We start from the raw sequence: 15,312 nt of genomic DNA on the forward strand, positions 1-15,312 counted from the left end.
GTATAATGAAAGTGTAATAGGGATGAAAACTAAGGAGAGATTGGATGCAAAATACGTATCAACCAACCTGGGATTTAGATACTATCTTTACAGGGGGAAGTGACTCAGAACAATTCAATACATACCTGGGTCAAATTTCTGTTTCTTTACAAATGCTCGCAAAAGAAGTGGAAACATTTGATCCAATTAACACAAATGCGAAAAAGCTGATTTCAATTGTAGAGTTATTAGAAGGTACTAGAAAAAAATTACGTGAGGCCTTCGCGTATATCAGTTGTTTGAGCGCACAAGATGTCAACGATACAAAGGCAAGTATGCTTGTAGGGAAACGAAGTGAATTAAAAGCGGAGACAGACGCAATAATGACTAAGTTTGATCAAAAGCTGGTTCAAATAGACGATGCAGTTTGGAATGAACTTTTAACAGATTCAACACTTAACACTGTGTCATTTGTGTTAAATGAATATAGAGAAAAAGCAACGGAACAATTATCTGTTGAGCAAGAAGTATTGATGAACGATTTAGCAGTTGACGGCTATCATGGATGGAGTCAAATGTACGATGCTTTAGTCGGAAATATGAATGTTGAGATTGAGACAGATGGTGAACGTAAAACCTATTCAATTGGGCAAGCTTCTAATAAATTGAGTGATCCAAATCGAACTGTTCGACAACATGTATCCGAACAAATTGATAATGCATGGAAGGAAAATGCAAATTTATTCGGTCAAACACTTAATCATTTAGCTGGATTTCGGTTACAGAAATATAAGCATCGTAATTGGTCAGATGTCTTGAAAGAACCGCTTGCTATTAATCGAATGAAAAAAGAAACACTGGATGCAATGTGGAATGCAATTTCAACTAATAAACAACCATTTGTCAAATACTTAAAAAGGAAAGCAGAATTACTAGGACTTGAAAAGTTAAGTATGTATGATATAGGCGCTCCTATCTCTGATTCAGTTAAAACCTATTCATTTTCGGAAGGTGCCGATTTTATCGTTGACAATTTTCGTGGCTTCAGTCCTAAAATGGCTGATTTTGCTCAGTTGGCATTTGATAAAAATTGGATTGAAGCAGAAGACCGACCTGGTAAACGACCGGGCGGGTTCTGTACAAGTTTTCCAGATAGTAAACAAACACGAATTTTTATGACTTATTCTGGGACATCTTCTAACGTAGCGACGTTGGCGCACGAACTTGGTCACGCCTATCATCAGCATGTGATGAATGATATACATGGATTAAATCAAGGTTATGCAATGAACGTTGCAGAAACAGCATCAACATTCGCTGAGATGATCGTTGCGGATGCATCGGTAAAACATGCAAAAACGAACAAGGAAAAATTGGCATTACTTGAGGATAAGGTGCAACGCGGAGTAGCATTCTTTATGAATATTCACGCAAGGTTTATATTTGAAACTAGTTTTTATGAAGAAAGAAAACATGGATTAGTTTCCGTTGATCGCTTAAATCAACTGATGGTTGATGCACAGAAGGATGCATATTGCGATGCATTAGAAGAGTATGATGAAAACTTCTGGGCTTCCAAGCTACATTTTCATATTACTGGTGTTCCGTTTTATAACTTTCCTTATACATTTGGCTATTTATTTAGTCTTGGTTTATATGCCCATGCACTAGAGACGGATGGTAACTTTGAAGAAGATTACATTGCACTATTGCGTGACACTGGCCAAATGAATGTCGAGGATTTGGCGGCAAAACATCTAAATATTGATTTAACTCAACCCGAATTTTGGGAGAATGCAATGAAATTATGTGCTAAAGATGTAGAAGAATTTTTAGCTATCTCCTAATCTTGTTTATAACGTAAATATCCGTTATAATAGATTCAATGAAAAAAGCAATATAAGGACGTGTTCAAAAAGGAGGATAAAAATGACCGAGAAGTTCGAGGAGGCGTAGCTTTGAGTACCGGAACGTATGCTATTAATACGTGAGGAAACGATCTAGCACGCAGGAAAAGCGTTTTTCTTTTCCAAGGAACGGAAAAGCAAGCCAACGAAGAAATTCGATGTGTCACTTTTACCGGAATTTTTGAACGTCCTCTATAAAAAGCCTGCAGGGGGAGCCATTTGGCTGAGAGTGAACAAGCATTTGTTCAGACCCTTTGAACCTGTTAGTTAATACTAGCGTAGGGATCGTGACTTTTTTGATGGTTAAAAAGCAATGTGCGAGGATTATTCCCATCGGAAACTTCCCCTAGGCATTGCTTTTTTTGTTGCAAAAAACTAGGGGAGGTAATTGTTTTGCGATCAAAGAAAATTTTATTTTTGATTGAGGTATCGATTTTTACAGCATTGGCATTAGTATTAGATCTCATTCCATTTTTATCGTTTAAAATCTGGGCACAAGGTGGGTCCATATCACTTGCGATGATTCCTGTATTTATTGTGGCATTTAGATGGGGGATTAAAGGTGGATTGTTGTCTGGATTCTTGTGGGGAGTATGGCAAATAGCTACAGGTGCTATTATCGCTCATCCAATTCAGGGTTTCTTAGATTATTTGGCGGCGTTCACTGTTTTAGGTTTCGCTGGGATCTTTGCTAGTAAAATTCAACAGGCTGTAAAGGAAGAACGGACGAAGGAGTATTTAACTTATATTATGCTAGGAGTATTCTTGGGGACAACATTACGTTTTATCGCTCACTATATAGCTGGGATTGTTTTCTTTGCTAGTTATGCACCTGAAGGACAATCTGTTTGGATCTATTCGTTACTATACAATTTGTCTTATTTACTCCCGTCATTTATCATCTGTACTGTCGTAGTATTCTTTCTTTTCCACAAACAGCCAAGAACATTATTAAATGCAGCATAATACGAAGCAGTCTTGATACTTATCAAGGCTGCTTTTTTGTCGTATACTTTTTAATAAGAGGTGATTTAGTTGCGTGAACTTATCGGAGGATGTCAGGCATGTGGAACCAAAGTATATTGTGAGAACGGATTTTTTGATGGAGAACAAGTTGATGGCAAACTTTTATGTAACGATTGTACGGAAAAGTTAGATAGTGAGAATGAGTAGACAGTCCTCAAATTGGGCTGTTTTTTATTGGCAATTTCCTTAAACATTGTCGATTTTAAATTTTCGTAGTTGATTTAAGTTGCGAAATAGTGAAAATTTAATTTGGTAGTGACTGCAAAAGATTCCGTTTTTTGGATTCCGGTGATGAAGAACCATTTTCATTGGCTTGCAAGTTATCGGACACACGGTGCCTTATTTATGAAAAATAAGGGTAACTGCGGCAGTTATCGGACTCAGGATACGTTATTTAGGTTAAAACAGGTGAAACGCATGCTTTTTTACTATAATAAGATATCCTGTGTCCGTTAATCCTTAAAATCACGCCAAAAAAGGAAAATAAGGCATTCTCTGTCCGCTACTAAGCGTTTACAAGACATTATTATTCTAAGCACAGGAGTTCTTGAAAAACACCCTCTAATTCTTTTCACCCCAAACTTGAAACATGCATAGGCTATAGCACATTCATAAATAAGGATGTGAGAAAGGGAGAAAAGGGATGGAATTAACTGTTTCACATTGGTTATATGGATTTTTTACACTTGTAATCATAGGAACAATGATTTTCAAAAAAGGTGTCGTACTTCCTACATTACTAGGAACGTTCGTTATTGCATGGGTGTTTAAGGGTAGTCTAGTTGATGGCTTCACTGCAATATTTAATGCAAACTTAGTTGCAGCACAAGAGCTGTTTAGCATTTTCCTTATCATTACATTCATGATGGCGTTACTGCATGCATTGAAAGACCTTGGTGCAGATCGGCGAATGATCAAACCCATTCAAAAAATGATGGTGAATGGGCACGTATCCTTTTTTGTTCTCATTGGCGTAACGTACGTCATATCATTATTTTTCTGGCCGACTCCAGCTGTACCACTAATTTGTGCATTACTCGTGCCAGCCGCTGTTCGTGCAGGCCTGCCGGCAATTACGGCTGCAGTGGCTATTGCATTAGCTGGTCAGGGAATGGCGTTATCGTCCGATTACATTGTTCAAGTGGCGCCGAGCCTATCCGCTAAGTCAGCTGGAATTAGTACTGCTGCGGTTGCGGATACAGCATTAATACTGTCGTTGATTACGGGTGGAGTAGCAATTCTAATCGCTTATTTATTGTATCGTAAATCAATTCGTAAAAAAGACAGTCCACTAATTGAAGCAGATTTGGCTGGACTACAAACACAATCACAATCAACGAATAAGGCACATGGTGAACATCTAACAACTTGGAGTAAAGTATTCGCTATTTTGGTTCCATTATCGTTGTTAGCTGTGGTTATATATATGATCTTTACGAAACTAGGTTCTGGCCGAATGACTGGTTTTGAAGGTGGGGGTGGTGCTGCATTTATCGGTGGTGTTGCGGTTATCTTACTACTCCTTGCAACGGTCGCTTTCGGAAAGCAACATTCACTTGATTATATTAGCAACCACATTACTGAAGGATTTATTTTCGCCTTTAAAGCAATGGGGCCAGTAATTCCGATTGCAGGTTTTTTCTTTCTAGGAAGCTCTGATTTCGCTGGAAGGATATTAGGTATTGATGAAAATCCGCCTGCTTTCCTCTTTGACATTGTGCAGGCAATACAAGAATTTTTACCACAGAGTGCAATATTTGCTGGGTTCAGTGTATTAATCATTGGTATCATTACTGGTCTTGATGGATCAGGGTTCTCAGGCTTACCATTAACTGGTGCTCTGGCTGCTTCATTACAAAACGGCTCAATTGATACTGCAACGCTTGCTGCTATCGGTCAGATGGGAGCTATTTGGACGGGTGGTGGAACCCTTGTGGCGTGGTCATCCATGATTGCGATTGCTGGTTTCTGTGGTGTCTCCGTGATGGAATTAGTACGAAAAAATTTCATACCAGTTATAAGCGGTTTATTAATTTCCACTTTAATTGCAGTCTTTTTGCTCTAAATTAGTAGAATATATTCGTAATAATTAGGGTAACCATTAGTAGAGGAAGTAAAAAATATTCTACTGGAGGTTATCCTATTTATGTCTAAACAAACTAGTTCGATTGTACAGGAATCTTTGAATGCACTGTACGATGATGAATCATTTTTACCAGATTTAAAGGACGGGATACGAGAGAAGGCTTTTACCTCGTTAGTATCAATACTTTCAACCCCCAACCACGTAAACAAATCATTTTTACGAATTGCTTTAGAAAACGATAAAGTAGTAAGAATACCAGCTTTTCGCGTACAGCATAATAACATTTTAGGACCGTACAAAGGTGGGATACGATTTCATGAGTCCGTAAAAGAAGAAGAAGTGATTAATCTAGCATCATTAATGACATTAAAAAATGCACTCCATCAAGTGCCTTTTGGTGGTGGTAAAGGCGGAGTTGTCATTAATCCACGTGAGTTCGAAGTAAAAGAGTTAAATTTAATATGTAAAAAATATGTTCAATATTTTAGTGAAATACTAGGACCAGATAAGGACATTCCAGCTCCAGATGTTGGTACTGGTGAACGGGAAATGGACTGGATGATGGGAGAATATAAGAGCATTCGACCTGGAAGTAGATATCGTGGTAGTTTTACTGGTAAAAGCGTTGTAAATGGTGGTTCTCTTGGTAGACGGGAAGCTACCGGTAAAGGTGTCTACTACACGTTCAAATATATGCTCCACGATTTTGTCAATTCACAGAAAAAATGGTTGGAGGAACGAGACAATATATTTGCTAAAACTGCGTTGGATTATAATGGAAAAGATTTAACCATTGCAGTTCAAGGATTTGGTAATGTTGGATCTGTTGCGGCAATGGAAGCTTATAGATGTAACGATTTAAACAATAAGATTGTTGCAGTTAGTGATCGGAATGTTACGCTTTATAACTCAGACGGACTTGATATACCGGCACTAATTAAAGTTACAGAGCAAAATAACGGAGATTTGCCAGTTAATGATGAGGAATTGAAAGATGCTGAAATCAAAGCAAGAGTAATGGATCGAGATGATGTACTAAGTCTAGATGTTGATGTGTTATTTTTAGCAGCACTTGAGGACCAGGTACATGACAAAAATGTACAGAATGTAAAAGCACGTATTATTGTGGAAGGCGCTAATTCACCAATAACTGCTGAAGCAGATAAGATACTAAGTGAAAAAGGTGTGATAGTTGTTCCTGATATTTTAGCAAACGCTGGTGGTGTAATTGTTTCTTATTTTGAATGGATTCAAGGTAGAGAAACCCAATTTTATACGGAAGACGAAGTAAACACAAAACAGTTTGGGAAAATGAAGGACACGTTCGATACCATTCTTCCGCAGTTCTTTGGGGATCCACATCCCTTACGACAAAATTGTTATATTCATGCGGTAGCCAAACTTTCGACCGTTCTATATCGTCAAGGAAAGTTATATTAATGATATATAAGCACTTCTTTCTCATGGAAGTGCTTTATTTCTATGATATAATGATTAAAAATTCAGTTAATAAATGATTGTTTAAATTAGTAGATCAATTGGGTACAGAGTTATACTAATCATCTTTAAAGAAGGGGGAGGTTTAGTGACGAATCATAGTGTTACGAGTTGGATGACATCGAAGTATCGTACCCAATTACGTACGAAAACCGAGGAATTAGTTGCCCGAGAGTTTGCATTAACCATTACGATTAATGGTGAACAATATGCTACCATCGTGTGTACTCCAACTACATTAAACGAATTGGTAGTCGGCTTTTTAGCGTCTGAAGGTGTAATCCGAAGGTATGCAGATATTCAATCGCTTACGATTGATGAATATAAAGGATTTGCATATGTGGAATTAGCATACCCGGTTGAGTTTACAGAACGAACAGAGCGATGGATTGGATCATGCTGTGGAAAAAGCCGCGAGTTTTATTTGAAACAGGATGTAAAAATAGCAAAGACGATCACTACGTCGATGAAACTAAGTACAGAAAACATATATAAATTAATGCATCAATTCGATGAAAAGGCTGAAGTATTCAGTAAAACTGGAGGGGTACATCAGGCTGGACTAGCATCTAATCAACAGATTAAAGCAACCTTTATCGATATCGGTAGACACAACGCGTTGGACAAACTGTATGGCTATCTATTACTGAACAAGTTGTCAGTAATGAGTTACTGCATTTTGTTTTCAGGGAGAATTTCGTCCGAGGTAGTAATAAAAATTTCTAAAATTGGTGCCGGGATATTGTTAGCTAAATCTGCTCCTACAGATCTTGCATTAAAATTAGCAAGAGATTTGCAAATTACAGCAGTCGGCTTTATTAGGACTGACAGATTAAATGTGTATACACACGAAAGTAGAATTCAGGAAAACCATAGAGTAGAAACGCATTAAAAAGAATGGGAGGTATTTTTGTGCAAGATCAAGAACATATTATTGTGACGTTGAACGGAACCGAATACTTAGCACAATCAGGGCAAAATTTACTCGATTTAATTAATACTACAAACGAGTCTGTACCACAGATCTGCTATAACGAGTCACTTGGACCAATCCAAACATGTGATACATGTGTGGTCGAAATAAATGGAGAAGTACAGCGTGCATGCGGAACTACGATTGAAAGAAGCATGAATGTGAATACGAATATCGATTACGTTCAATCGGCACAGAAAGAAGCACTCGATAGGATTCTAGAAAATCATGAATTGTATTGTACAGTCTGCGATTATAATAACGGATCATGCGAAATTCATAATACCGTTGCGGAATTTGGTTTGGAACATCAATCAAGACCATTCAAACCAAAGGAATACGAGGTAGACAATTCTGGATCATTTTATCGATATGATCCTGATCAATGTATTCTTTGCGGTCGTTGTGTCGAGGTTTGCCAAGATGTAGAGGTAAACGAAACGTTGCTTATTGACTGGAATCGTGAACAGCCACGAGTCATTTGGGATAATGATGTACCAATTGATCAATCATCATGTGTTAGCTGTGGACAATGTGCAACAGTTTGTCCATGTAACGCGATCATGGAAAAAAATATGGTCGGGGAAGCGGGTTATATTACAGATCATAAGCCAGGATTGTTACGCTCTATGATTGATCTTACGAAAAAAGCAGAACCAGGATATGGACCTCTTTTTGCAGTGTCAGACACAGAGGCTTCCATGCGTGAAGAACGAATTGAAAAAACAAAAACCGTTTGTACATATTGTGGTGTTGGTTGTACGTTTGACGTATGGACGAAGGACCGCAAAATTTTAAAAGTAGAACCGCAACAAGATTCACCTGCGAATGGAATTTCTACATGTGTAAAAGGTAAATTTGGCTGGGATTATGTGAATTCAGAGGAAAGGTTAACGAAGCCGTTAATTCGTCGAGATGATCAATTTGAGGAAGTAGAATGGGATGAAGCAATTTCTTACATTGCAAAACGATTTACAGATATTAAGGAGCAACACGGGTCCGATGCTTTAGGATTTATTTCATCATCAAAGGCTACTAATGAAGAATCTTATTTAATGCAAAAACTAGCACGTCAGGTAATTGGAACGAACAATATCGATAATTGTTCTCGTTACTGTCAATCCCCAGCAACAAAAGGATTGTTCCGTACAGTAGGACATGGTGGAGATTCAGGATCTATCGATGATATCGCTGAAGCGGAAATGGTAATTACAATTGGATCCAATACTGCTGAATCACATCCAGTTTTGGCTTCACGCATTAAACGCTCACATAAACTTTTTGGTCAAAAACTATTTGTATTTGATCTCCGAAAGCATGAAATGGCTGAACGTGCCGATCGATTTTTCCAACCGAAAAGTGGTACTGACCTTGTTTGGCTTTCTGCAGTTACAAAATATATTATTGATCAAGGCTGGGAAGATCGCACATTCATCGATAAGTGGGTAAATGATTATGAGAAATATAAAGAAAGTCTTGAAAAGTTTACGTTAGAATATGCAGAAAGAACGACAGGACTAACACAAGAAATGCTGAAAGAAATTGCTAAAGAGGTTGTAAGTGTTAATAAACTAGCAATCTGTTGGGCAATGGGAGTAACACAGCATCAATTAGGTAGTGATACAAGTACAGCGATTTCAAATCTATTGTTAATTACAGGTAATTACATGCGAAATGGAACTGGAGCATACCCATTACGTGGCCATAATAATGTACAAGGCTGTAGTGACTTTGGAAGTATGCCAAACTTTCTTCCAGGATATGAAAAAGTAACAGATAATGATGCTAGAAAACGTTATGAGGATGCTTGGGGTGTTGACATTCCTAGCGAACCTGGAATGGATAATCATGAGATGATTCATGCGATTCACGAGGACAAACTTCGGAGTCTTTATGTAATAGGTGAAGACACGGGTATTGTAGATTCAAATATTAATTATGTTACCGATGCATTTAAGAAGCTTGATTTCTTTATTGTTCAGGATTTATTTTTAACAAAAACATGTGAATACGCTGACGTAGTATTGCCTGCAGCTCCAAGTCTTGAAAAGGATGGAACATTTACGAATACAGAACGACGAATACAGCGTCTGTATAAAGCACTTGATCCAGTTGGAGACTCAAGACCTGATTGGAAAATACTAATGGATATAGCTAAGGAATTAAACTACGACTGGGGATATACACATCCATCAGAAATCATGGACGAAGCTGCCGCATTAACGCCATTATTTGCTGGGGTAAGCTATGATTTATTAACTAATTATAATAGCCTACAATGGCCAGTGGCAGCAGATGGAACGGATACGCCATTACTTTATACTGATGGATTTCCATTCGAAGACAAAAAGGCAAAGTTATTCCCACTAGATTTTAACTTAGATTACGACACGAATGATGAATATGATTTACATGTAAATAATGGTAGATTGCTAGAGCATTTTCATGAAGGGAATATGACTTATAAATCAAAAGGTATTACACGTAAAACACCTAGTGCCTTTATAGAGGTTTCACCAGAACTTGCAAAGGAACGTGGAATAGAAGAGGGGGCAGAAGTGAAATTAATTTCTCATGCTGGCTCAGCAACAGGCATCGTTCACATTACTGACAGAGTATCTGGTAAGGAATTATTTTTACCGCTCAATGATAATGGAAAATCAGCAATAAACTATTTAACCGATAATCGTGTGGATAAGGATTCGAATACGCCTGCATATAAAGAAATTGCTGTAAAAATGAAAGTATTAAAGAAAAAAGGAAAAAGTCCAATTCCATCTAACAATCATCGTAGAGGTAACCGACAGCCACAACTCGGTGTTCAGGTCGATAAGAAATGGGAGCGTTCTGACTATATTTTCCCGGGAGGAAAGGTGAAACAGGATGGCTGAACCGATATCAAAAATAAAGCGAATGGAAGTTTCAGAAGAAGTTGCTCGCCAAAACGATTTGGATGAAATCACAAGAGCAGTGAGCAAACATAAAGATGCTATTCTGAAAGGTATTGATTTTCTCGGCACGTTGAATGAAAACGGAATGCTAGATATGACACATGCCCTTGTGAAGCAAAAGGAAACTGCTTTAGAAAATGTAATGGGCGAATTAAACAAACCGCAATACGCTGCTTCAATTGAAAATATAAGCAAACTTCTTTTATATTTAGGGGAGCTTAACGTTGATGAATTAAAATATTTTACTGGCAAATTAAATCAGGGCATGGAGAATTCACGTTCGTTTCATGATTCCGAAAAAACGTCCATCATGGATTTAATGAAGGCTTTGAAGGATCCTGAAATTAATAGGAGTGTAACAATGCTGTTGCATTTTTTACGTGGTATGGGAAAAGAATGAAATGAAAGACTGATCTATGTACAATTATAGATCAGTCTTATTCTATGAAATAAAAACCTTGTACTAATCGGTATCGCTTTCACATAGATTTTAATAGAATCGATTTCTATTATGACTAGGGAGGTTGTAAAACATGAATGGTATTGTCGTTGCACTCATTGGTATTGTTGTTTTTGCTTTGGGTTATCGCTACTATTCAAAGTTTGTTGCCGAGAAGATATTCCGTTTAGATCCAAACTATGTAACGCCTGCCCACCGCTACAAAGACGGGGTAGATTATGTCCCTACGAATAAGTTTGTTTTATGGGGACATCACTTCTCATCTGTTGCTGGTGCAGCACCAATTGTTGGACCTGCTATTGCAGTTTATTGGGGTTGGTTACCTGCATTCCTATGGGTAATTCTTGGAACTGTTTTTGCAGCTGGGGTGCATGATTTTGGTACGTTAGTATTATCCGTACGCAATAAAGGTCAATCAGTAGGAACACTTGCACATCGCTTGATTGGTCAACGTGCAAAGATATTGTTTTTATTTATTATTCTTATTCTTGTGTTGATGGTAAACGCAGTGTTTGCTTGGGTTATTGCTAATTTATTTGTATCTTATCCGGCGAGCGTTGTTCCGATTTTCATTCAAATACCATTAGCTATTTGGATTGGATTTGCAGTTTACAAAGGTAAACGAAAAATGTTAATACCATCACTAATAGCACTTGCTGTCATGTACGTTACTGCAGTTATAGCGAGTAGGGTTGAGTTTCTCCAAATTGATTTAGTGCAATACTTTGGCGGAGAAGGTGGGGAAGGCTTATTCGGGCTCGGTGCAGTATCCTCCGCTTTCTTTATTTGGATAATTATTTTAATGATTTATGTGTACATCGCTTCAACCTTACCAGTTTGGAAGTTATTACAACCACGCGACTTTATTAATTCACACCAATTGGTTGTAGGATTAGCAATATTGTATCTTGGATTATTGTTTACAAATCCAGAAGTTACTGCACCAGTAACCAATGGTAATGCTGATATTTCCTGGTTCCCATTACTATTTATTACAATCGCGTGTGGAGCGATCTCTGGTTTTCATGGGTTAGTTTCTTCAGGAACGTCGTCTAAACAATTAAATAAAGAAACTGATGCACGGTTGGTAGGTTATTTTGGTGCAGTCGGTGAAGGTGTATTGGCTTTAATATCTATTATTGCGGTTGTGACATTCTTCCCAAACAAGGAACAATTTATGGAGACGTATAGCAGTTTCGCAGCATCAAGTGGAGCAGGACTTGGCGTTTTTGTTGAAGGTGCCAGTCAATTAGCAACTGGCTTAATGATTCCTCCTGATATCGCAACAACCATTGTATCGATTATCATTATCAGTTTTGCCGCAACATCTTTGGATACGTCAGTACGATTAATGCGCTACATTATTGCAGAACTCGGTGTCGAATACAAAATGCCTACTTTATCCAAAACTCATGTTGCAACGTCAATTGCAGTTGTTTCTAGTGCAGCGTTAGTGTTACTTCCACAAGGACCAAAAGGATTCGGTTCTGGCGGTTACTTACTATGGCCATTATTTGGAACATCGAATCAATTACTTGCAGGGATCAGTTTATTATTAATTTCTATCTGGTTAAAACGGCAAGGTAGGAATTATATGATTACGTTAATTCCAATGATATTCGTCCTATTTATGACATTGATTGCCATGTTCCAGCAAGTCGTTTTTGAATGGTCATGGTTCGGAACTAGCTCAAATACACTATTATTTGTCTTCGGTGCAGTCATATTCGTATTTGCTGTATGGATTATCCTGACCGCATTCACAACCCTGACAAAGAATATGAACGATTCAAATTCGATTAAATAGATAACCGTTTGTGAATTAATAGAAAAAAGGGATCATTTTCGGGGAGGCAACTGAAAAAGTTAAATATAGTATAAAATATGTGAATCTATCATCGCATCTTTGAATATACTGCGCTTTCCGCGGGCGAGTGCCGAGTCTCCTCGGACTACCGTCCTGCGGGGTCTCGTCGATCTCTCACTTCCCGCAGGAGTCTCCGTATATTCAAGATGCTAAGTAAAGGTGGAAGGTAAAAATTTTAAAATCCACACTTTTTCAGTGGCCTCTTTTTGGGTGGTCTCTTTTCCTGCTATCTTATATACGTGAGGTGACTAGATGTTTGATCAATTAAAAAAACTAATTGACTTTTATGAGGAAGTACTAGAAATGCCACATCGAACTGAAATCGCCCGGGAACTTCGTGATCAAGATGATATATTCTTATTACTACTTTATTCAGAGATGATTGGTATCCCTAATCCGGTTTACTATTACACACTTGAGCTTTATCCATATATGATTGAACAATTTCACGATTGGCATTTACGTATGGGGATGGAGAAATCGCCAATGTCAGGAATTCGCTGCTGCTAAATCAGAACAAAGAAGGTGTACTAATTGGAAGATACCAAGAATAAAATTATATTTGTTGGTGGAAAAGGCGGTGTAGGTAAGTCGACAACAGCTGCTGCGATAGCATGGCGGTCAGCCGAAAAGGGCTCTAAAACTCTACTCGTATCCACCGATCCAGCACATAACCTTGGAGACATATTTAGTAAAGAAATTGGTGGGAAGATTAAGCACGTAGCAAAATGTTTGGATGCTTTAGAAATCGATCCAGATATGGAAACAGCTACGTATATAAAAGGAGTTAAAGAAAACATTAATGGGATTGTACACTCAGGTATGATTGAGGAGGTACACCGTCAACTTGATACTGCTAAAGCTTCCCCAGGGGCCGATGAAGCGGCATTATTTGATCGGTTGATATCAATCATTTTGGAAGAAAAGGAGCACTATGATACGATTATTTTTGATACTGCTCCAACTGGACATACAATTCGGTTATTGTCACTTCCAGAATTAATGGGAATTTGGATTGAAGGAATGCTTCAGAAGAGGCAGAAAACAAATGAAAATTATACACAGTTGTTAAATGATGGAGAGCCGATAGAAGATCCGATTTATGAGGTGTTAAAAGAACGCCAGGAACGTTTTCGAAAGGCAAGAGAGATTTTGTTAAATCCATTATTAACAAGTTTTATATTTGTATTAAATCCAGAACGATTACCCATTTTGGAAACACAAAAAGCACTCGAATTATTGAACAATTATCATTTGCATGTAAAAACATTGGTAGTAAATAAATTGCTTCCAGAACAACCAGATGGTGAATTTTTAGGTAGAAGAAAAGAGCACGAGCAACAATATGTTTCAATGATTGAAGAGACTTTTCCGGATCAGGAGCGAGTTTATGTACCACTATTTACGCATGATATAACGAATGAACAACAATTAAAACAATTCGGTGAATATTTTCACTGATAGAGTATAAATACAATTAAGGTTCTTAATAAGGGATAGTTTATAGAAAGGGTGAGTATGGTGAAAGCATTTGTGCATGACCATGGTAATTTAGAAATTAAACATATTGATGATCCACAAGTGAATTTAGGAGAGGTAGTCGTTAGTATTCGTTCGGCAGGTTTAAATAGACGTGATGTAGGAATTCCAAATCGTAGAGGTAAGGACGAAGATGTTCTTGTGCTAGGTTCGGATGGTGCAGGAGTAGTAGAAGCAATTGGGGAAGGTGTAACAACTGTTGCAGTCGGAGATGAGGTTATCATTAATCCATCTTTACGTTGGGCTGAACAAAGTGATGCACCTCCAGAAGATTTTGATATATTAGGAATGCCTGATCACGGAACTTTTGCCGAAAAAATTGTTCTATCAGCTGATCAGGTTGAGAAAAAGCCTGCACATTTATCATGGGATGAGGCGGGAGTTCTTGCGTTGTCCGCATTAACCGGATACAGAGCTTTATTTACAAAAGGGGAAATAAAAGCTGGAGATACAGTATTCATCCCAGGTGCTGGAAGTGGTGTAGCAACATATTTAATTCAGTTTGCTAAACATGCTGGCGCTAAAGTAATCGTTACGTCAAGAAGTGAAGAAAAACGAAATAAGGCGAGTGAACTAGGTGCTGATATTGTTCTTGATACAGCTAGTGATTGGAAAGAGGAACTTAATGATGAAACAGTTGACCTTGTGATTGAAAGTGTAGGTCGCGCTACATTTAATCGTTCACTAGATGTGTTAAAGAAAGGCGGGCGAATCGTAGTTTTCGGTGCTACAACAGACGATACAATTGATCTTAATTTACGCGCATTCTTTTACGGACAGTACAGTCTTTTAGGTACAACAATGGGTAGTAGAGAAGAGTTGGTAGATATGCTTGCATTTGTAGAAGAACATAGTATTCACCCAATAGTTGACTCAACGTTTGAATTAAATCATGCAAAAGAAGCATTTTACTATTTAAAAGAAGGAAAGCAATTCGGCAACGTTGCAATTAAAATCAGTGGAGAATGATAAAGAGGGGTACTTAGTTACGAAAATAACTAAGTACCCGTTATTTTTTCATGTACAC

General features: G+C 37.8%; 12 protein-coding genes and 1 riboswitch. All 12 genes read left to right on the plus strand.

The annotated features are described in order from the left end of the window. Window positions 1-44: 44 nt before the first annotated feature. The 12 genes from ACY9Z2_RS09765 (at window position 45) to ACY9Z2_RS09820 (ending at window position 15,254) form a co-directional block, all read left to right on the plus strand. Window positions 45-1,826, plus strand: a complete 1,782-nt coding sequence (locus ACY9Z2_RS09765; protein WP_463609446.1) for a M3 family oligoendopeptidase — start codon at window positions 45-47, stop codon at window positions 1,824-1,826. Window positions 1,827-2,083: 257 nt separating this feature from the next. Continuing rightward, window positions 2,084-2,188, plus strand: a riboswitch (TPP riboswitch). Between the two features lie 91 nt (window positions 2,189-2,279). After that, window positions 2,280-2,852, plus strand: a complete 573-nt coding sequence (thiT, locus tag ACY9Z2_RS09770) for an energy-coupled thiamine transporter ThiT (protein WP_463609447.1) — start codon at window positions 2,280-2,282, stop codon at window positions 2,850-2,852. 69 nt (window positions 2,853-2,921) lie between these two features. Then, window positions 2,922-3,059, plus strand: a complete 138-nt coding sequence (locus ACY9Z2_RS09775) for a hypothetical protein (protein WP_463609448.1) — start codon at window positions 2,922-2,924, stop codon at window positions 3,057-3,059. 496 nt (window positions 3,060-3,555) lie between these two features. After that, window positions 3,556-4,977, plus strand: a complete 1,422-nt coding sequence (locus ACY9Z2_RS09780; protein WP_463609449.1) for a hypothetical protein — start codon at window positions 3,556-3,558, stop codon at window positions 4,975-4,977. A gap of 81 nt (window positions 4,978-5,058) precedes the next feature. Further along, window positions 5,059-6,438, plus strand: a complete 1,380-nt coding sequence (locus ACY9Z2_RS09785) for a Glu/Leu/Phe/Val family dehydrogenase (protein ID WP_463609450.1) — start codon at window positions 5,059-5,061, stop codon at window positions 6,436-6,438. Window positions 6,439-6,583: 145 nt separating this feature from the next. After that, on the plus strand, window positions 6,584-7,387 hold the full coding sequence (gene fdhD / locus ACY9Z2_RS09790) for a formate dehydrogenase accessory sulfurtransferase FdhD (RefSeq protein ID WP_463609451.1): 804 nt from the start codon (window positions 6,584-6,586) through the stop codon (window positions 7,385-7,387). Between the two features lie 5 nt (window positions 7,388-7,392). After that, entirely contained in the window at window positions 7,393-10,359 is a 2,967-nt protein-coding gene (fdhF, locus tag ACY9Z2_RS09795) for a formate dehydrogenase subunit alpha (protein WP_463609452.1), read from the plus strand. Beyond that, a complete protein-coding gene (locus tag ACY9Z2_RS09800) occupies window positions 10,352-10,819 on the plus strand; it encodes a helical membrane plugin domain-containing protein (protein ID WP_463609453.1) in 468 nt (155 codons plus the stop codon). The genes fdhF and ACY9Z2_RS09800 overlap by 8 nt, the downstream gene beginning before the upstream one ends. A 133-nt stretch (window positions 10,820-10,952) precedes the next feature. Next, window positions 10,953-12,686, plus strand: a complete 1,734-nt coding sequence (locus tag ACY9Z2_RS09805) for a carbon starvation CstA family protein (RefSeq protein WP_463609454.1) — start codon at window positions 10,953-10,955, stop codon at window positions 12,684-12,686. Window positions 12,687-12,998: 312 nt separating this feature from the next. Next, window positions 12,999-13,256 carry a cory-CC-star protein gene (locus ACY9Z2_RS09810; protein ID WP_463609455.1) on the plus strand — a complete coding sequence of 86 codons (258 nt, stop codon included), beginning with the start codon at window positions 12,999-13,001 and terminating at the stop codon, window positions 13,254-13,256. Between the two features lie 24 nt (window positions 13,257-13,280). Continuing rightward, window positions 13,281-14,207 carry an ArsA family ATPase gene (locus ACY9Z2_RS09815; RefSeq protein WP_463609456.1) on the plus strand — a complete coding sequence of 309 codons (927 nt, stop codon included), beginning with the start codon at window positions 13,281-13,283 and terminating at the stop codon, window positions 14,205-14,207. Between the two features lie 60 nt (window positions 14,208-14,267). After that, window positions 14,268-15,254 carry a zinc-binding dehydrogenase gene (locus ACY9Z2_RS09820; RefSeq protein WP_463609457.1) on the plus strand — a complete coding sequence of 329 codons (987 nt, stop codon included), beginning with the start codon at window positions 14,268-14,270 and terminating at the stop codon, window positions 15,252-15,254. Window positions 15,255-15,312 lie beyond the last annotated feature (58 nt).

The sequence above is a fragment of the Virgibacillus sp. GM2-2 genome (assembly GCF_055329585.1).

Excerpts from the sequence above, each read along its gene's own strand:
- ACY9Z2_RS09810 (WP_463609455.1), top strand. The coding sequence starts at position 12,999 with ATGTTTGATCAATTAAAAAAACTAATTGACTTTTATGAGGAAGTACTA.
- ACY9Z2_RS09800 (WP_463609453.1), top strand. The coding sequence starts at position 10,352 with ATGGCTGAACCGATATCAAAAATAAAGCGAATGGAAGTTTCAGAAGAA.
- ACY9Z2_RS09780 (WP_463609449.1), top strand. The coding sequence starts at position 3,556 with ATGGAATTAACTGTTTCACATTGGTTATATGGATTTTTTACACTTGTA.
- ACY9Z2_RS09785 (WP_463609450.1), top strand. The coding sequence starts at position 5,059 with ATGTCTAAACAAACTAGTTCGATTGTACAGGAATCTTTGAATGCACTG.
- ACY9Z2_RS09765 (WP_463609446.1), top strand. The coding sequence starts at position 45 with ATGCAAAATACGTATCAACCAACCTGGGATTTAGATACTATCTTTACA.
- fdhF (WP_463609452.1), top strand. The coding sequence starts at position 7,393 with ATGGGAGGTATTTTTGTGCAAGATCAAGAACATATTATTGTGACGTTG.
- ACY9Z2_RS09805 (WP_463609454.1), top strand. The coding sequence starts at position 10,953 with ATGAATGGTATTGTCGTTGCACTCATTGGTATTGTTGTTTTTGCTTTG.